The organism is Nocardiopsis oceani, from assembly GCF_054777395.1.
Genome location: NZ_BAAHAR010000017.1, coordinates 43,073 through 61,035, shown reverse-complemented (window position 1 = coordinate 61,035; position 17,963 = coordinate 43,073). Strand labels below are relative to the sequence as shown.

17 protein-coding genes are annotated in these 17,963 nt (G+C 70.3%); 1 reads left to right on the top strand and 16 read right to left on the bottom strand.

All coding sequences use genetic code 11. The annotated features are described in order from the left end of the window. Positions 1-464: 464 nt before the first annotated feature. Together ACYVDG_RS11890 and ACYVDG_RS11885 are read right to left on the bottom strand one after the other, a co-directional pair. On the bottom strand, positions 465-1,796 hold the full coding sequence (locus ACYVDG_RS11890) for an HNH endonuclease signature motif containing protein (protein ID WP_460749639.1): 1,332 nt from the start codon (positions 1,794-1,796) through the stop codon (positions 465-467). 868 nt (positions 1,797-2,664) lie between these two features. Next, a complete protein-coding gene (locus tag ACYVDG_RS11885) occupies positions 2,665-4,056 on the bottom strand; it encodes a PQQ-binding-like beta-propeller repeat protein (RefSeq protein WP_460749636.1) in 1,392 nt (463 codons plus the stop codon). 118 nt (positions 4,057-4,174) lie between these two features. Between ACYVDG_RS11885 and ACYVDG_RS11880 the strand changes: the two genes are divergently transcribed. Next, complete coding sequence (locus ACYVDG_RS11880) at positions 4,175-5,407, top strand: cysteine desulfurase-like protein (protein WP_460749632.1); 1,233 nt, start codon at positions 4,175-4,177, stop codon at positions 5,405-5,407. Here ACYVDG_RS11880 and ACYVDG_RS11875 read toward each other — a convergent pair. The 14 genes from ACYVDG_RS11875 to iolC form a co-directional block, all read right to left on the bottom strand. Then, positions 5,397-5,786 carry a RidA family protein gene (locus ACYVDG_RS11875; protein WP_460749629.1) on the bottom strand — a complete coding sequence of 130 codons (390 nt, stop codon included), beginning with the start codon at positions 5,784-5,786 and terminating at the stop codon, positions 5,397-5,399. The two genes, ACYVDG_RS11880 and ACYVDG_RS11875, sit on opposite strands and share 11 nt — an antisense overlap. A 49-nt stretch (positions 5,787-5,835) precedes the next feature. Further along, on the bottom strand, positions 5,836-7,047 hold the full coding sequence (locus tag ACYVDG_RS11870) for an MFS transporter (RefSeq protein WP_460749626.1): 1,212 nt from the start codon (positions 7,045-7,047) through the stop codon (positions 5,836-5,838). 93 nt (positions 7,048-7,140) lie between these two features. After that, entirely contained in the window at positions 7,141-7,611 is a 471-nt protein-coding gene (locus ACYVDG_RS11865) for an RrF2 family transcriptional regulator (protein WP_460749623.1), read from the bottom strand. Positions 7,612-7,680: 69 nt separating this feature from the next. Then, a complete protein-coding gene (locus ACYVDG_RS11860) occupies positions 7,681-7,815 on the bottom strand; it encodes a hypothetical protein (protein ID WP_460749620.1) in 135 nt (44 codons plus the stop codon). A gap of 30 nt (positions 7,816-7,845) precedes the next feature. Then, on the bottom strand, positions 7,846-8,214 hold the full coding sequence (locus ACYVDG_RS11855; protein WP_460749617.1) for a sugar phosphate isomerase/epimerase family protein: 369 nt from the start codon (positions 8,212-8,214) through the stop codon (positions 7,846-7,848). A gap of 2 nt (positions 8,215-8,216) precedes the next feature. Further along, the gene (locus ACYVDG_RS11850) at positions 8,217-9,227 is read right to left on the bottom strand and encodes a Gfo/Idh/MocA family protein (protein WP_460749613.1); all 1,011 of its coding nucleotides are present in this window, start codon (positions 9,225-9,227) and stop codon (positions 8,217-8,219) included. Then, positions 9,224-10,135, bottom strand: a complete 912-nt coding sequence (locus ACYVDG_RS11845) for an ATP-binding cassette domain-containing protein (RefSeq protein WP_460749825.1) — start codon at positions 10,133-10,135, stop codon at positions 9,224-9,226. The genes ACYVDG_RS11850 and ACYVDG_RS11845 overlap by 4 nt, the downstream gene beginning before the upstream one ends. A 19-nt stretch (positions 10,136-10,154) precedes the next feature. Then, positions 10,155-11,222 carry an ABC transporter permease gene (locus ACYVDG_RS11840; protein WP_460749610.1) on the bottom strand — a complete coding sequence of 356 codons (1,068 nt, stop codon included), beginning with the start codon at positions 11,220-11,222 and terminating at the stop codon, positions 10,155-10,157. A gap of 2 nt (positions 11,223-11,224) precedes the next feature. Beyond that, positions 11,225-12,205, bottom strand: coding sequence for a substrate-binding domain-containing protein (locus ACYVDG_RS11835; protein ID WP_460749606.1), 981 nt, complete (start codon positions 12,203-12,205; stop codon positions 11,225-11,227). Between the two features lie 118 nt (positions 12,206-12,323). Beyond that, the gene (locus tag ACYVDG_RS11830) at positions 12,324-13,274 is read right to left on the bottom strand and encodes a TIM barrel protein (protein WP_460749601.1); all 951 of its coding nucleotides are present in this window, start codon (positions 13,272-13,274) and stop codon (positions 12,324-12,326) included. Positions 13,275-13,313: 39 nt separating this feature from the next. Beyond that, positions 13,314-15,203 carry a 3D-(3,5/4)-trihydroxycyclohexane-1,2-dione acylhydrolase (decyclizing) gene (gene iolD / locus ACYVDG_RS11825; RefSeq protein ID WP_460749597.1) on the bottom strand — a complete coding sequence of 630 codons (1,890 nt, stop codon included), beginning with the start codon at positions 15,201-15,203 and terminating at the stop codon, positions 13,314-13,316. After that, on the bottom strand, positions 15,200-16,087 hold the full coding sequence (iolB, locus tag ACYVDG_RS11820) for a 5-deoxy-glucuronate isomerase (protein ID WP_460749592.1): 888 nt from the start codon (positions 16,085-16,087) through the stop codon (positions 15,200-15,202). Before iolB ends, iolD begins: the two co-directional genes overlap by 4 nt. Then, on the bottom strand, positions 16,084-16,959 hold the full coding sequence (locus ACYVDG_RS11815) for a Cgl0159 family (beta/alpha)8-fold protein (protein WP_460749588.1): 876 nt from the start codon (positions 16,957-16,959) through the stop codon (positions 16,084-16,086). The genes iolB and ACYVDG_RS11815 overlap by 4 nt, the downstream gene beginning before the upstream one ends. Continuing rightward, on the bottom strand, positions 16,949-17,926 hold the full coding sequence (gene iolC / locus ACYVDG_RS11810) for a 5-dehydro-2-deoxygluconokinase (RefSeq protein ID WP_460749585.1): 978 nt from the start codon (positions 17,924-17,926) through the stop codon (positions 16,949-16,951). Before iolC ends, ACYVDG_RS11815 begins: the two co-directional genes overlap by 11 nt. Between the last annotated feature and the right edge of the window lie 37 nt (positions 17,927-17,963).

Genomic DNA, 17,963 nt, shown 5'->3' with positions numbered 1-17,963 from the left:
ACGTGTGGTCGGGGAGGCGAACACCCCGGCCTTCGGCCGAACCCCAACGGCACAAGCACGGCCTGGCGGCCGTCAATGGCCACTTCGCCGGAGCGTTGACGCTTGACGGTGTCGCGGCCGGTCAATCTCTGCTGCGAACCCCTCGGCCTGGGGGCCGATGCCTGCCCCTGCGCCGGAGCGTTGACGGTTGGGGGTGTCGCGGCTGGTCATGGTGTGCGGCGAACCTCGGTCGGCGGGTGGGGGCCGGTGTCTGAGGGCCGGTCGGCACCTGGGCGTGGGTGAACCCCCCTGTTGGAGGCAAGAACAGGGGTGAGCGTGCTTCTAGGGCCAGGTCTCACCCCCCGGCCCCCGGGGTGGCGAGGGCTCGGGGCCGGGACCGGCTCCCCGAGGGCGGGGTGGGGTCTGGCCATGCGGGGGTAGAGACCCGGCGCAGGCGGGTGGGAGCTCTTGATGGGGGTGGCCGGTTACGGGTGCGGTGCTGGGGCTGGATCCCCATCCGCACCCGGGTCCCCACCCTGGTTTCCGGTGCGGCCTCGGGTGCGCCCGGACCACATCCGGCGGTCCTGGCGTACCGACCACCGGTGCTTGATCTGGTTGTGGGTCGCGCACAGCGGCTGGATGTTGGCGGCGCTGGTGGTGCCGCCCTGCCAGAACTCCACGATGTGATCAGCCTGGGTCCAGGGCAACGGTACGTCGCACCCGTACTGCCAGGCGCAGCTGGTGTGGCCGTGGAAGGCGGCCGCCCGGATCTTGGGCGGCGCCAGTCGGCAGGACCGGCCCACATCCAGGACCTGACCGTTCTTCTGCTCCACCACCAGGCGGCGGATCCAGCTCTGGCCGATCAACTCGCGCACCACCGAGATGGGCACGACCTGCCCGGTCTCCGTGGTGGCCGGACCAGCGTCCTCGGCTTCCTCGTCCCCGGCCAGGGACGTGGCGGGCACGGTGATGTTGATCAACGCCGTGGCCGTGGTGGGGGTCTCGCACCCCTGGTGGGACTGGGCGAAGCCCAGGGCGGCCATCAGGGCGTCGTAGGTGCGCTCGTACTTGGACAGCCCGTCCTCGGGGTGGAAGGGCACCTGGTAGTTGTCCAAGGCCACCTGGATCCGCAGGGCGTCAGCGGGTGAGCCCCACATCTGGAGGAGGAAGGTTTTGTCGAAGGTGGTGACCAGTTGGGCGCCCCGGGCGGCGTGGGCGGCGGCGTGGTCCTTTTCCACCCGATTGGGGTTCATGCGCAGGCACAGCTGGTGGGCGAAGTGGGTGATCTGGCCCACCGACATGTTCGGGCGTGATTCCTTGAAGTCCAGGATTCCGCATTCCATTTTCGCGCGGAACAGTTCCGGGTCGGGGTGGTCGCCCTTCTGCCTTTTCTCCACACCGGCATCGGCGCCCTTGATCACCGCTGCGGCTTCACCCACCGACAGGGCCCCTTCGGCCAGTGCTTCCCGGGTGGGGGTCATGTCTTGGCGGAACTGGGCCCGCCCGATCAGGGCCAGGTCGTTGGCCTGGGCGGCCGCGATCCCGAAGGCGTGGCGCAGCCACGCCTCCAGGTTCCTCTGTCCGCCCTGTTCCAACAGCTGCCCGGTGGCTTCGAGTTGGGCCAGCCGTGCGGCCATGGAGACTTTGATCTGGTCGAGGTGTTCCCACACGCGGGTGGCCTGGTCCAGCACCTCGCCCGCCGCTCCCGGGGGCACGTCGCGGTCGAAGAACGCTGTGGTCTCGTCCCGAGCAGCGACCACCGCGGTATCCACCGGGGTGGGCCCGGTGGGGGTGGGTGCTTCGGGAGAGATCGTCATTCTTCTATTGTAATCGAAAGGGTCGAACAAAGGAAGTATTATCGCTGGTTCGTGCTGAATGCATGACTTTCGTCAGGGGTTCCCCCTGACTTTCTTCAGGTCTCCTTATTCAGGCCGCCTGGTGTGGTATTTATGTCCACCTGGAATTCCAGGTCGCTCATAGGGGATGATCTTGCCCCTGTCTCCACTCTCGACGGCCGAGGGTGGAGCTGGGGGCAAGATCATCGGGGAAAAAGGCCGCCCGAGAGGTGTTCGCCGCGCGCATTGACCGGCCGCGACACCCGTAACCGTTCAGCGCCGGCGGGGTGGCGCACCCGGCCGGAGGCCGAGGGGTTCGCCGCACACATTGACCGGCCGCGACACCGGACCCGTCAACGCTCCGGCGGAGTGGCCGTTGACGGCCGCCAGGCCGTGCTTGTGCCGTTGGGTCCTTCGGGCCCGAAGGGCCCGTCGCCTCCCCGACCACACGTCCCCCGTTCCTGACAGCCGCCAACCCGCCGTCGCAGCGAAGCGGGTCAAGGTGGAGCGCCGTTGACGCGCGAAGCGCTCGATGGCGACGACCTTGAGGCGCGCAGCGGAGACGGCCACCATCGGGCGGCAGGAAACGGGGAAACCCGCACCGGTCTGGCTTCCTCTCGCCCACCACGGTCCTCCTCGCGGTAGATATGTGCCACGACGAAGTCCTCGCCGCGGGGCCAACCACCCTCAGCGGGTCGGCGGACTCGCCCGGCTGGCGGCAGCGGACGGCGTTTTTCCTCGCCCCGGGGCAACCTCGCTACCGGGCCACCCCGGGGCAACATCGGTCCCGAGGGCAGCATGCTGGGGATCTACGCCGAGAGCTGGTCCACCAGCACTCTGGCCGCCGGGGTCAGTAGTCCACGGCGAACAGGCGGGGTTCGACGCACGGGCTCTCCCCGGTGGGCTCGTCCATGGCGGGCTCTTGCAGGCCGTCCGGGGCGCAGCCGGAGTAAACACCGACGAGCTCCCCCGCTGGCCCCTCATAGGTGGTCAGGTGTGCCGCCCCCGCGGCTAGGCCGTCGAGCGGTTCGACGTCCACGCCTGGGCCGGTGGGGCGGACGGGGAGAAGGTCGTACTCCTCCTCGGTCAACTCCCCCTCCTCGAACTCATCTTCCAGGTCCCACTCCTCGATGCCGAACTCCGTCAGCAGGGCGGCGGGGGCGACCTCGTCGTCCTCGGCGAGGACCTCACCGGTGCGGGCGTCCAGTGTCCGGTAGCCGTCCTCGTCATGGACGTGCACGCGGGGTCCGCCTCCGTCGAAACCCGCGTCCTGGGCAACTACCGCCCCGGGAGCTGAGTGGGTCCACAGGACCTCGCCGTCATCGGGTTCGACGGCGGTGATCCGCGGGTCCCCGCATCTGTCCCCTCCCGGGGCGCATCCGTGGGTGTCGAACAGGAGCGGGCTGTCTGCTTCGGCCTCCACACTGCTGCGGTCCCCGGCCTCCTCGGGGACCTCGAACTCCGCGGTTTCCTCCCCGTCGCTGACCGCGACGACGTGACCTGGTTCGTCGTCGCCGGAGTACTGCAGGTACAGGGTGCCCTCGGTGAGGGAGTGGGACCTCGCGGACTCCATCCGGGTCGACCACTCCACCTCGCCGGTGGCCGCGTCCACCAAGTAGTAGCGAGGATCGTCTTCCTCGTTGAAGTCCAACGTCTCCCGGAACACGAGATGGGTGTCGTCGGAGGCCACTACGGCCCACTGCTCCACTTCGTCGGGCTGGTCCGGTTCCGTCGTCCGCACCCCCTCGCGGTCCACGTGCAGGAGGCGCTGTTCCATCGCTTCCTCCCGCAGCTCCAGCCCGTTCACCAGCAGGGTGGAACCCACCACCCGCAGATCGACGACGTCGGTATCGAGGGACTCAGTCCACAGCGGTTGGCCGTCGGCGGTGTCCAGAGCGGTGATCACATCACCCATGTGGACGTACAGGACCCCGTCGGCCTCAACGACCCCTGGAGACGGGTGACTGTAGTCCAGCCACTGCCCGACGGGACGCATCAGCGGCGGATCCCCCTCGAACCGCTCGACGTAGTAGTCCCCCTCCATCGGCATTGACCAGCGCACCGTGCCTTCCTCACCGCAGTCGCCGGCGTCCTCGCAGCTGATCACGGTGTCGGGGCTGATCGCCGACGGGTCCGGGGGCTGGACCTCGTCCTCGCCGTCCAGAACGGAGCAGGCGGACAGGGCGAGGGCGCCGACGGCGATGAGCGCGGGTGTGGTGCGGAAGCGGGCAGGGGAGAGCATGCGCGCATCGTAGCGGGGCCGGAACGGGGCCCTTCGACCACCCCCGACCGGCCTTCTCGGCCGTTCGGGGCGGTGTGCGAATCTGGTCGCCGAGTGCCCTCAGCCCAGAAGGAGCCGCATGCCCGCCTTCGACCTCGCCTCGTTCCGATCCGGTTTTCCCTCCCTGAAGTCCGGAATCGCCCACTTCGACGGCCCCGGGGGCACCCAGACCCCGGCGCGGGTGGGCGAAGCCGTCGCCCGCACCCTGACCGGTCCCCTGTCCAACCGGGGCACCACCCTGGCCTCGGAGACCAACGCCGAGGCCGCAGTCCACGCCTTTCGGAGCGCCTACGCCGACCTGCTGGGCACCGACCCCTCCGGAATCGTCTACGGCCGCAGCGCCACCCAGATCACCTACGACTTCTCCCGCCACCTGGCCGTGAGCCAGGACTCCCGGGGGTGGGGCCCGGGTGACGAGGTCGTGGTGACCAGGCTGGACCACGACTCGAACGTGCGGCCGTGGATCCAGGCGGCCGAGCGGGCGGGCGCCACGGTGCGCTGGCTCGACCTGGACCCGGACACCGCCGAACTGGACCTGTCCGACCTGGACACCGTGGTCAACGAACGCACCCGGCTGGTCGCGGTGACCGCCGCCTCGAACCTGCTCGGGACCCGGCCCCCGGTGCGCGCCATCGCCGAGCGCGCCCACCGGGTGGGTGCGCTGGTGTACGTGGACGCCGTGCACTACGCGGCGCACAGTGTGGTGGACGCCGGGGCGCTGGGCGCGGACTTCCTGGTCTGTTCCCCGTACAAGTTCCTGGGCCCGCACTGTGCGGTCCTGGCGGCCAGTCCTGCCCTCTTGGCGAGCCTGTCCCCGGACAAGCTTCTGCCCTCCACGAACGCCGTGCCGGAGCGGTTCGAGTTCGGCACACTGCCGTACGAGACCATGGCGGGCGCCACCGAGGCGGTCGAGCTGCTGGCCGACCTCGCCCCGGACCCGGTTCCCGGCGCCTCCCGGCGCGCCAGCGTGACCGCCGTCCAGGGGTTGATCGAGGAGCACGAACTGGCGCTGCGTGAGCGAGTGGAAGCGGGGCTGGCCGACCTCGGCGGGAGGGTGGTGGTGCACTCGCGGGCGGCCGAGCGGACCCCGACCGTGTACATGACCTTTCCCGGGCGGCGCAGCGGCGACGTCTCCCAGGCTCTGGCCAGGCAGGACATCCTCGCCCCCGCGGGCAGCTTCTACGCCCACGAGGCCTTCGCCCGCCTGAACCTGGACGACGACGCCGGGTTGCGCGTGGGCGTGGCCCCCTACACCACCGAGAGGGAAGTCGATCGCCTGCTCAACGCCCTGGGAGACCACCTCACGTCCTGACCGCGAGGGCGTCGACCTCGAACAGCATCCCCGGCAGTGCGAGCGAGGCGGCCCCGAGCAGGGTCTGGGCCGGAAGGTTACCCCTCCAGAGGGTGTTGACGTGGGCTCCGACCACGGCCAAGCGGTCGGTGTCGTGGTCGACGACGTAGGTACCGAGTCGGACCACGTGCCGGTAGTCCAGACCGGCGGCGCGCAGGGCGGCGCCCAGGTGCGCGAAGGCCAGCTCCACCTGGGCGCCGAACTCCGACACCGCCACCTGCCCCTGCGAATCCGAGGCGTACTGGCCGGCGACGGAGACCAGTCCGGTGCCGGGGTCGACGGCGTGCGAGTACCCGAAGGGAACGGGATTGTGCAGGTCGGCCGGGTTGATCATGTGCATGGTGACTCCTTCTGCGAATATTCGGACGCGCGTGTTCGGACGGACGTGTTCAGCGGGGGTTCGGACGGGCGAAAGCGAGGACGGTCGCGGTGAGGACGAAGAACGCTGCCCCCAGCCACGGGGTGGCGGCCACGGAGAGCGAGTCGGCCACCAGGCCGCCCAGGAGTGCGCCCAGGGCGATGGACAGGTTGAAAGCACAGACGAACAGCGACGTCGCCGCCTCGGTGGTCTCCGGCGCGGTGCGCAGCATCCAGGTCTGGAGGCTGACGGACACACCTCCGTAGGCCAGGCCCCACAGCAGCAGCGCCGCGACGGCGGCCACGGGTGCGCCGCCGAGCAGGACGAACGCCGCCAGCGCCAGGGTGAGCAGGGCCGTGATGGTGAAGAGCGTGCGCCGGACGTCGCGCCCGGCAGCGGCCAGGAAGTTACCGGCGAGACCGGCCGCGCCGTAGCCCAAGAGCAGCACCCCGGTGAGTGCAGGGTCCAGACCCGCCACATCGGTGAGCAGGGGTCGGATGAAGGTGTAGGCGCAGAACTGGCCGGTCACCAGCAGGAAAGTAAGCAGCACCCCCGCACGCACTCCCCCGTGTCGGCGCAGCAGCGCGGACAGGTCCGCGAATCGGAGCGCCGTCCGTGCTGGCAGTGGGGGCAGCAGGGCCAGGAGCAGCACGAACGAGACCAGTCCCAGCCCCGCGACGGCCAGGAAGGCCGCCCGCCAGTCGAGCAGGTCCCCGAGGAGCGTGCCGAGTGGGACGCCCAGGACGGAGGCTGCGGACACCCCACCGAAGACGATCGCGGTGGCGCGCGGAACGTGGCGTTCGGGGACGAGCCGGGGAGCCAGTCCTCCGGCGATGGCCCAGAACCCGCCGATGCTGACCCCCACCAGGACCCGGGCGGCCAGCACGATCCAGTACTGGTCGGTCCACGCGCACACGGCGTTGGCCGCGGTCATCAGGGCGATGAGGCCGGTGAGCACGGTGCGCCGGTCCCACTGCCCGAGGATCACGGTGACCACCGGCGCGGAGGCGGCGGCGACCAAACCGGGCACGGTCACCATGAGCGCCACGGCGCCGTCACTCACCGCCAGGTCGGCGCCGATCGGGCTGAGGAGCCCGGCGGGGAGCAGCTCCGTGGTCATGAGCGTGAAGATCCCTAAGGCGACAGTGACCACGGCCGCCCGCGCCGACGGGGTGGCCTTGGGCGGTGGCCCCTGCTCAGGGGTGGTCGACTGGGCGGACACGGCCACGTCCTCCCCCGCCATTAATCTGGATATATAACATCTAGAATTACCTCCGTTCTGAGCCCCTCCGCGGAGGGGCTGGTGTTGGTACGGGTTGTTTCGGGCGTGGGCGGGTCAGCGGGTCGCGAACCAGCTGCGGGTGCGCACGGGCACCTCGGGCGCCTCCTTCTCCACGGAGGTCTTCACCTCCATGAGGGTCTGCGCACCGAGTTCACGCCGCCACGCGAGCTCGGCACGGCGCATGGCGCGGTCGATCTGGCAGAGGTCTCCGGGCTCGGGATCGGCGGCACCGGGCCCGCGCTGGCGGATCTCCGTGCAGCGGAAGGCGTGGTCGCGCCCCTCTATCGCCGAGACCACGTCCATGAGCGTGATCTCCTCAGGCACGCGGGCAAGCCGGAACCCCCCGCCCGGCCCGGGGGTGGAGTAGACGATCCCGGCCTTGGCCAGCGCCTGGAGCTGTTTGTTCATGTAGGCGGCGGGCAGCTGGTAGTACTCGGCCAGTCTCGTACTGGTCACCGCCCGCTCTGGACCGGCCCAGGCGAGGTTGAGGCAGCTGTGCAGCGCCCACTCGACCCCTTCGCTCATTCGCATAATTATGGATATTAACTATCCAGGACTAACCCCGCAAGAGGACGAGAGCGCGCTCCCCCCGGTTCAACCCGGTGCGCCGTCGTTCGCGGCAGCCTCCGCCAAGAGCTCGTTCACCTGCTTCAGCACACGCAGCTGTGCCGGATGGTACAAGTGCACCAGTGCCTCGGCCATCGTCTGTTCGGCCCGCTGAGTGCCCACCGGCGCGTCCGCCGCACGGGTACGGAGACGTCAGGGCGCCAGTTCCTCGGTGATGCGTTCGGGGCGGCCGTTGAACTCGGAGTTCATCTGCGTCACTCCGAGCTCCACGGCGATCTCGATCATCCTGCGCCAGTACCGCACAGCGGCCCGGCGCTTTTCCTCGTCGGGGCCCGACCACCGGTACAGAGGCAGCATGCTGGCCAGTTGGACGCCGGTCTCGCGCAGGACCGCCCTCAGCTCGGCGACCCGGTCGTCGTCGGCGCGCGGGTGGCGGAAGAACGCCATGAACTCTTCGCGCGGCGAGAGTTCGATGTACTCGTAGCCCAGATCGGCGACGGTACGGACCATCTCGGTCTTCGGCAGATACCTGAACATGAACGGGTCCAGGGCGATCTTCATGCCTATCCTCCGTAGAGGGCGGGACGCGGTCCCAGGCCTACGCGCACGGGCTCCCCCGAGTGCAGTGCCTCGACCGAAGCGTCGGTCACCGCCGTCGCCGCGTAGCCGTCCCAGGCGCTGGCACCACCGGGCGGGGCGCCGCTGCGCACGGTGTCCACCCACTCGGTGAACTCGGCGTTGAACGCCGACCGGAACCGCGCCTCCCACCCCTGGGGGACCTCGGTGCTGGCCCGGCCGCCCGACCGCACCACCGGTGCGGGTACCTCGGGCAGGCGCACCGTGCCCCGTTCCCCCACCAGCTCGCAACCGATCTCGTAGCCGTACTGGCAGTTGACGAAGACCTCCACGTCGATCCGGGCACCGCCCGCCGTCTCCATCAGCAGGATCTGCGGGTCCTGCAGGTGCTCGTGGCGCAAGGAGGTGCTGCGGGGCGTGAGCACTTGGACCGAGGTGATCTCCTCCCCCAGCAGCCAGCGCAGGATGTCGACCTCGTGCACAGCGGTGTCCCGTGCAGCCATCGCTGAGTGGTAGGACTCGGGCACGGTCGCGTTGCGGTGCACACAGTGCGCCATCAGCGGCCTGCCGATACCACCGGAGTCGACGACCCCCTTCATCTCCAGGTAGCCGTTGTCGTAGCGGCGCATGAACCCGACCTGGACCAGGCGGTACCCGTGCGCGCCCTCGGCCTCCAGGATCCTCAAACAGTCATCCACCGAGGTCGCCAGCGGTTTCTCGCACAGGACCGGCTTTCCCGCTTTGACCGCGGACAGGACCGACTCGGCGTGCGCCGGCCCCCAGGAGGCGACCACGACCGCGTCCACGTCCGGGTGGGTCACCACCGCGTCGCCGTCGGCCAGGACTCTGGCGCCGGTGCCCTCCGCCGCGCTCTCCGCCCGCCGCGGATCGATGTCGGAGACCGCTACCACGTCGGCGCCGCCGATCGCGCTCGTGATCCTGTGGATGTGCTCGGTACCGATCCATCCGGTACCGATGACACCGATTCCCACCGTCATCGCTGCTCCTGTTCTCCCTCACGCGGCCTGACCACGGAGGACCCCTTGGAGTTGTCGTCGTGTACGGGCTCCACCGGCGGCGGCCCTTCGCGTTCGAGTTCGTGCTGGAGGGTGTCGAGTTCGGCACCGCCAGCCATGTGGTGGGTCAGCTCGTCCAGGCTCAACCGCTCGCGCGGCTCGTCCAGCTCGGTCCGGCCGAGCTTGAGGATGGCGAAGTGGTCGCCGACCATGTACGCGTGGTGGGGGTTGTGGGTGATGAACACGACCCCCAGCCCGGCGTCGCGGGCGGCGTTGACGTACTTCAGGACCACCCCGGACTGCTTGACGCCCAGCGCGGCGGTGGGCTCGTCCAGGATCAGCACCCGGGCGCCGAGGTAGATGGCGCGGGCGATGGCCACCACCTGGCGCTGCCCTCCGGAGAGGTTGCCCACCGGGGCGTCGATGTCGGGCAGGTCGATGCCCATCTTCTTCAGTTCGGCGTCGGCGATGGCGCGCATGCGCGGGGTGTCGAGCATCATGAAGGGGCCGAACCCGCGGCGGATCTCGGATCCGAGGAAGAAGTTGCGCCACACCGGCATCAGGGACACCATCGCCAGGTCCTGGTAGACGGTGGCGATGCCGCGGTCCAGCGCCTGGCGCGGTGAGGAGAATGCCACCTTCTCCCCGTCCACCAGGTAGGTGCCCGCGGACGGTGCGTACAGCCCGGCGAGGATCTTGATCAGCGTGGACTTGCCCGCGCCGTTGTCGCCCAGGATGCAGGTGACCTCACCCGCGTGGACTCTGAGGTGGATGCCCTCCAGCGCTCGGATGTTGCCGAAGGACTTGTCGATGTCGCTGAGTTCCAGCAGCGGGGCGCGTGTCTCGGCGTCCCCCGGTGCGGTGGTGTCCGCGGTCGCGGCACTGCTCACAGTACTCACCAGCCCTACCTCATCTCTTGTTCGCCTGTGTGCGGACCCAGCCGTTGATGACCACGGCGGACAGCAGCATCGCCCCGACGAAGAACATCACCCAGTTGTTGTCCCAGCCCGCGTAGACGATGCCCTGACGGGTCATGCCGTAGATGAACGCGCCGATGGCGGCGCCGATCACGGTGCCGTAGCCGCCGGTGAGCAGGCACCCGCCCACCACCGCGGCCATGATGTAGAGGAGCTCGTTGCCGATGCCCTCGCCGGACTGCACGGTGTTGAAGGCGAAGAGCAGGTGCATGCCGGAGAACCAGGCCATGAAGCCCACCGTCATGAACAGGCCGATCTTGACTTTGGTCACCGGCACACCCACGGCGCGGGCGCTCTCTTGGTTGCCGCCGACCGCGTAGATCCAGTTGCCGACGCGGGTGCGCATGAGCACCCAGGTGGCCAGCGCCACGAACAGCAGCCACCACAGCACAGTGATCCGGACCGAGATCCCGGCGATGTTGAAGCTGGAGGCGAACACGGCGCGGGCCGAGTCGAAGCCGTCGATATTGGCGATGTTGCGTGTGGACACGCTGCCGGTGACCAGCCGGGTCACCGCGATATTGATGCCTTGGAGCATCAGGAACATGGACAGGGTGACCAGGAAGCTCGGGAGTCTCGTGCGGGTGAGGATCCACCCGTTGGCGAACCCGATGGTCAGTGACACCCCGAGCGCGAAGAGCGCGCCCACCCACACGTTGACCGAGAACCACCACGCGAACATGGAGGCGGCCAGCGCGGAGCTGATGACCGCGACCCCGGCCGAGAGGTCGAACTCGCCGCCGATCATCAGCAGGGCCACCCCGACGGCCATGATGCCGATGGTGGAGCTGGCGTACAGGATGGTGGCCAGGGCCGAACCCGTGCGGAAGGGGTCGGCGATGCTGAAGAACACGGTGAAGACGACCACCGCGCCCAGCAGGGAGCCGGCCTCGGGCCGGGTCATGAAGCGGCGCAGCGGGCTCCGGGCGCTGACGCGCAGGGACTTCTCCCCCCCGCTGCCCGCCGGCGGCGGCACCTGGGGTGCCAGTGTCTGTCCCATGGTCAGCGGGTCCCCTCCTCGGCGTACTCGGCGACCTCGTCGATGTTGGTGTCGTCGATGAACGCCGGGCCGGTCAGGACGGGCTCGGTGCCGCCGCCGGAGGTGTTGCCGTTGGTGTTGTAGAGCCACAGCGAGTCGATGGCCAGGTAGCCCTGCAGGTAGGGCTGCTGGTCCACAGCCCAGAGGACGTCGCCGTCCTCGAGTGCGCCGACCAGTTCGGCGTTGGTGTCGAAGGTGGCGATGGCGGCTTCGCTGCCGGCGTCGTCGACGGCGTCGGTGGCGGTCATGGCGATGGGTGCGCCGAGGGTGGCGACGTGGTCGATGTCGGCGGACTCCTCCAGGCGCGAGGCGATGCTGGTCCGGACCTCGGGCATGTTGGCGCTGTCGACGTAGAGGACTTCGGAGTCGCCTTCGAACTCCTCCTCCAGCGCGGCGCACCGTGTTTCGAGGGCGACGTGGCCCTGTTCCTGGATGACGCAGATGACGTTCTCAGCGCCCTCCTCGTTGAGACGTTCACCGAAGGCGGTTCCGGCCAGGTGTTCGTCGGTGCCGAAGTACTGCTGGACGCCCATCTCCTCCCACTCGTCGATGCCCGCGTTGAAGGCGACCACCGGGATGTCGGCTTCGGTGGCGGCCTCGATGGCGCTTTCGAGAACGTCGGGGGTGGACAGGGTCACGGCGATACCGTCGACCCCGCGGTCGACGGCGTTCTGCACGAGGCTGGCCTGCTCTCGCGCCTCCGGGTCGGAGGCGTACTCCAGGTCGACGTTGCTCTTCTCCGCGGCGACCTCCGCGCCGGACCGGACGATGTCCCAGAAGGTGTCCCCCTGGACCTCGTGCGTGATCATCGCGATGGTGATCTCCGGGGTGTCGGCCCCTTCGGCGGCCTCTTCGCGGCCGCCCTCCTCACTGCACGCGGTGGCGAGCAGGAGGACCCCGGCGGAGCCGAGTGCGAGTCCTGTGGTGATGTGTGCACGTTTCATGGTCGACAACTTTCGCTCTGGGGGATGTCCGTGGTGCGTGTGGCGGCTCCCGCCGCGGTGGACACCGGGCTGCCGGTGTCGGTGCCGTACTGTTCTCTCGTCGGTTACTCGTGGTGTTTCAGGGGCTCTTCTGGTGGCGCGCCCCCAGGCCGCAGCTGTTGAGGTACTTGCGTGTGCGCAGCGCGATGGGTTGGGGCACGTCGGGTGCGCACGGGTACAGGTCCTGCTCGACGATGACGAACACGCGGGCGTCCACGTCGGCGAGCGCGTCCACGACGGCCGCGGGTGCGGGCTCCCCGGCAGGCGGTTCCACGCACACTCCGCGCTTGACGGCCTCGCCGAAGCTGAGCTTCTCGTCGTTGACCTGGCGCAGGACCTCCGGGTCCATCTGCTTGATGTGCACGTAGCCGATCCGCTCGCGGTAGCGGCGGATCAGGTCCACGGCGTCGCCGCCCCCGTAGGCGACGTGGCCGGTGTCCAGGCACAACGACACGAGATCGGGGTCCGTCCCGTCCAGGAAGCGCTCGATCTCCGGCTGGGTCTGGATGTGGGAGTCGGCGTGCGAGTGCAGGCACAGGCGCACGTCGTAGTCGCATAGCAGGATCCGGCCGAGTTCGTCGGCCGACCGGGTCAGGTTCGCCCACTGGTCGGCGTCCAGGGTGGGTGACTCGGAGAACTCGCCGGTCTTCTCGTCCCGGTACATGGGCGGGATGAAGACCAGGTGGTGGGCGCCGGCGGCGGCGGTCAGCTCGGCGACGGCGCGCACGGTGGCGACCGTGTCCTCCCAGTTGCGGGCGTTGTGCAGGTCTCCGAAGACGGTGCCCCCGCTGACCTTCAGGCCGCGTCGGCCCACCTCGTCGTTGAGGCGCTTCGGGTCGGTGGGCAGGTAGCCGTAGGGGCCCAGTTCGAGCCAGTCGTAGCCGGACTCGGCGAGCTCGTCCAGGAACCGGTGCCACGGGGTCTGGTGTTCGTCGTCGGGGAACCACACGCCCCAGGAGTCGGGGGCCGACCCCAGGACGAGGCGGTCCTTGGCGGTCCGGAGTGCGGCGGTGTCGTCGGTGGCTGTCATGGAGGGTGTGACCTTTCCGGGTGGTGCGTCTTGGCGGGCTCACAGGTAGTGGCGCTGCCCGCTTCTGTGCCCGTCGTAGACTTCGCGGGCCCCGCGGGTGGAGTCCAAGGCGGAGACCTCGCTGACCGGCACGTCCCACCAGGCGCTGCCGGGCGGGTTGGGGCCGTAGAGGTCGGTCTCCACGTGGACGAGGGTGGTGGTGTCGGCGGCCCGGGCCTTGGCGAGGGCCTCGCGGAAACCGGTGAGGTCCTCGGCGCGGATGACGTGCGCGCCGAGGCTGGCGGCGTTGGCGGCCAGGTCGACCGGGAGGACGGCCCCGTCCAGAAGTCCGGTGTCGGGGTCGCGGTAGCGGTAGCCGGTCCCGAAGCGCTGGGATCCCAACTCTTCCGACAGGCCGCCGATGGAGGCGAATCCGTGGTTCTGGACCAGGACGATGACGACCTTGACGCCCTCGGAGACCGTGGTGGCGATCTCCTGGGCCATCATCAGGTAGGAGCCGTCGCCGACCAGGACCACGACCTCGCGGTCGGGTGCGGCCATCTTCACCCCGAGCCCGGCGGCCACTTCGTAGCCCATGCAGGAGTAGGCGTACTCGACGTGGTAGGCCTTGGGGTCCCGGGCGCGCCAGAGCATCTGCAGGTCGCCGGGCATACTCCCGGCGGCGTTGATGACCACGTCGCGGTCGTCCAGCACGTCGTTGAGCGCGCCGATGACGGCGGTCTGCGCGACCAGGCCGTCGCGGCCGCGCGCCCGGTGGCACCGGTCCACCTCGCCCGCCCAGGCCCGGGCCAGTTCCCCGGACCGCTCTTCGTGCCCGGGATCGACCCGCCACCCGTCCAGCGCCGTGCACAGGGCGGTCAGGGCCTCGCGGGCGTCGGCGACCACCTGGGTGGCGGCGTGCTTGGCTGCGTCGGGGCGGGCGACGTTGACGTTGACGAAGCGCACGTCCGGGTCGCCGAAGACGGTGTGGCTGGCGGTCGTGAAGTCGCTGTAGCGGGTGCCGACGCCGATGACCACGTCGGCCTCGCGTGCGAGTTCGTTGGCGCTGCGGGCCCCGGTGGAGCCGAGTCCGCCGACCGCGCGCGGGTGGTCCCAGGGCAGGGCGCCCTTTCCCGCGTGGGTGTCGGCGACCGGGATGCCGGTGGCCTCGGCGAAGGCGCGCAGTTCCCTTGTCGCCCGCGCGTAGACCACCCCACCCCCGGCCACGAGCAGCGGGCGCCGGGCGCCACGGATCACCTCGGTGGCGCGGTCCAGCGCGCCGGGTTCGGGCAGCGGGCGGCCCACGTGCCAGACCCGCTCACGGAAGAGGGCGGTGGGCCAGTCGAAGGCCTCGGCCTGCACGTCCTGGGGCAGGCACAGGGTGACCGCCCCGGTCTCCGCAGGGTCGGTGAGCACCCGCACGGCCGCGAGCGCGGCGGGGACGAGCTGTTCGGGGCGGGTGACGCGGTCCCAGTACTTGGAGACCGGGCGCAGTGCGTCGTTGACGGTGACGTCGCCCGCACGGGTGTCCTCCAGCTGCTGCAGGGCGGGGTCCGGGACGCGGGTGGCGAACATGTCCGAGGGCAGCAGCAGGACCGGGATGCGGTTGGTGGTGGCCAGGGCGGCGCCGGTGACCATGTTGGTGGAGCCGGGCCCGGTGGAGGCGGTGCAGGCGAAGGTGGACAGGCGGTCGCGGGTCTTTGCGTAGCCGACCGAGGCGTGCACCATGGCCTGTTCGTTGCGGGCCAGGTGGTACGGAAGGTCGGCCTCCCCGGTGGTCGCGGCTTGGAGCAGGGCCTGGCCGAGCCCGGCGACGTTGCCGTGCCCGAAGATGCCCCACACGCCGGCGAAGAGGCGGTGGCGGTCGCCGTCGCGCTCGGTGTACTGGGCCGCCAGGAAGCGCACCAGCGCCTGGGCCGTGGTGAGGCGGACGGTCTCCTCGCTCATCATCGGCCTCCCCTCCCCTGGGCGGTGCACAGCGGAAGCCGCGGGTCGATGTCCAGGTCCTCCCAGGTGCGGCGCACCCAGCCGTGGGCGGGGTCGTCGCTGATCCGCCAGACGCGCTCGCTGCCCGGTCCTGCCATCACGTTGAGGTAGTACAGGTCATAGCCGGGGGCGGCCATGGACGGGCCGTGCCATCCGTGCGGGATCACGACGGTGTCCTCCGAGCGCACCTCGGCCAGCACCTCGATGGGCCGGTCGGTGCTGCCGTAGACGCGCTGGTAGCCGACACCGGGGCCCTCTGGCCCCTCGGCGACCTCGAAGTAGTAGATCTCTTCCAGTTCGACCTCGGACGCGGTGGCCTCGTCGTGCTTGTGCGGCGGGTAGGAAGACCAGTTGGCGCCGGGGGTGAGGACCTCGCAGGCGATGAGCCGGTCGGCGTCGAAGGCCCCGGGCACGCAGAAGTTGTTCACCTGGCGGCTGGACTGCCCGGCGCCGCGCAGCTCCACCGGAACGTCCTCAGCGGGGCCGTAGCGGGCGGGCAGGGTGAGGTCGCAGCGGGAGGCGGGTAGCGCGAACCGGCCGCCGCCCCCGCTGGCGACCGTGGCGCGCGCGTCCCGAGGCAGGTACACGAAGTCGGTGACGCGGGAGAACACGTCGTCGCGCCCTTGGACCTCGAAGGTCGTGCCGGGCAGGGCGACCGTGCACCCGCCGTTGAGCGGCAGGACGAGGGTCTCGGAGTCCCCGGTGTGCACCTCGGCGGACTGCCCCGGCGCCAGTTCGAGCACGCGCAGCCCCGAGTAGCCCCATCCCGCCGTGTCCGGGGTGATCACCGTGCGGAAGGGCGGCGCCGCGGTACTCAGCGCCGGAAGGTGGTGCTTATTGTCTGTCACAGCAACTCCACTGCGGTGTCGACGGCGGCCTCGACGTCGTCGTCGGCCGGGTACAGGAGCGAACGGCCCACGGTCAGCCCCACGACGGTCGGGAGTTCGAGGGCCTTGGACCATCGGGCGTAGGCGGCGTCGGGGTCGTTGCTGACCTCGCCGCCGAGCAGAACGGTGGGCAGGGTGGTGGCGGCCATGACGCGCTCCATGTCCCCGACCACCGGGAGCTTGAGCCAGGTACGGGCTGAGGTATGGCCGAGGCCGGAAGCGATCGCGACCGACCTGGTGACGGCGTCCGCGGACAGGTCGTTGCGGATCACGCCGTGGGTCAGGTGGGAGATGAACGGTTCGACCATCGCCACCAGACCGGCGTCGCTGAGTTCGTTGACCGCCTGGGAGCAGCTCGCCATGGTGCGGGCGGTGCGCTCGTCGGAGTAATCCAGGCGCAGCAGCATCTTGCCGCCCTCCAGGCCGGAGCGGATCAGCCCTTCAGCGGTGTAACCGGTGAAGCGGTCGTCGATCTCCCAGGGGGCTCCGGCCAGTCCGCCCCGGTTCATGGAGCCGAAGACCGACTTGCCCTCCAACGCACCGAGGAGCAGGAGGTCCTCGACGATGTCGGCGGTGGCCAGGACCCCGGTCACGCCGGGCCGGGACAGGGCGGTGCGCAGCCGGTCCAGCAGGTCGGCGCGGTCGGCCATCGCCATGGGGCGGTCACCCGAACGCAGCGCCCCGCGCGCCGGATGGTCAGCGGCGACGATCATCGCCCGCCCGGAGTCGCCCACCGGCGAGCCGGGCCGGACTCTGCGGGCGGCGGCCTCGGCGATGGCCGAAGGCCGGTGCAGCCGGGTCTGAGTGATCTCGCGGAGCCGATCAGCCAGCATGGGCCACCTCCAGCGCTTCCCACACCTCGGCGCTGGTGGGCATGGCGTCCGAGCAGGACAGCCGGGAGGCGACGACGGCCCCGGCCGCATTGGCGAACCGGGTGACCCGCTCGACCGGCCAGCCGGACAGCAGGCCGTGGCAGAGCGCCCCGCCGAAGGCGTCCCCGGCACCCAGACCGTTGACCACGTCCACCGGGACCGGGGGCACGTGGTGGGCGCCCGTGTCGTCCACGGCGAGCACCCCGCCCGGGCCCTGTTTGACCACGGCCAAGGACAGGCCCAGGTCACGGCCGCACCGGGCGGCCTCCTCCGGGTCACGAGTACCCACGGCGGTTTCCCACTCGTCGAGGTTGCCGCAGGCGACGGTGGCGAGCGGGAGCGCCTCGGCCACCCAGCGCCGGGCCTCCTCACGGGCGTCCCAGAACATCGGACGGTAGTCCAGGTCCAGGACCGTCAACTGCCCCGGCTCGCGGGCCCGCAGGGCGGTCAGGGTGGCGGTGCGGCTGGGTTCGCGGCACAGCCCGGTGACCGTGGCCCAGAACAGGTCGGCCCCGGCCACCGCCGGCAGGTCCAGCTCCTCGGCCTCGATGAGCAGGTCCGGGGCGGGGTCCCGGCCGTAGAAGTACAGAGGGAAGTCGTCGGGCGGGAAGATCTCGCAGAAGGTGACCGGGGTGGCGGTCCCGGGCACCGCCCCCACGTAGCGGTCGTCCACACCGAACCCGCCGAGCGCCTGGTGGACGAAGCGGCCGAAGGTATCCTCTCCGGTGCGGGTGACGACCGCGGAGGCGCGTCCGTGCCGGGCGGCGGCTACGGCGACGTTGGTCGCGCTGCCGCCCAGGAACTTACCGAAGGATCGCACCGCGTCCAGGCCGACACCGATCTGCTCGGGGTAGATGTCGACACCGACCCGGCCCATGGTGATGACTTCCAGTGGGTCCCCGCCGTCGGAACTCTGCGTGCTGTCCAAGGTCACTCCTTGCCTCGTTGGTCTGGGCCGGTTCGGT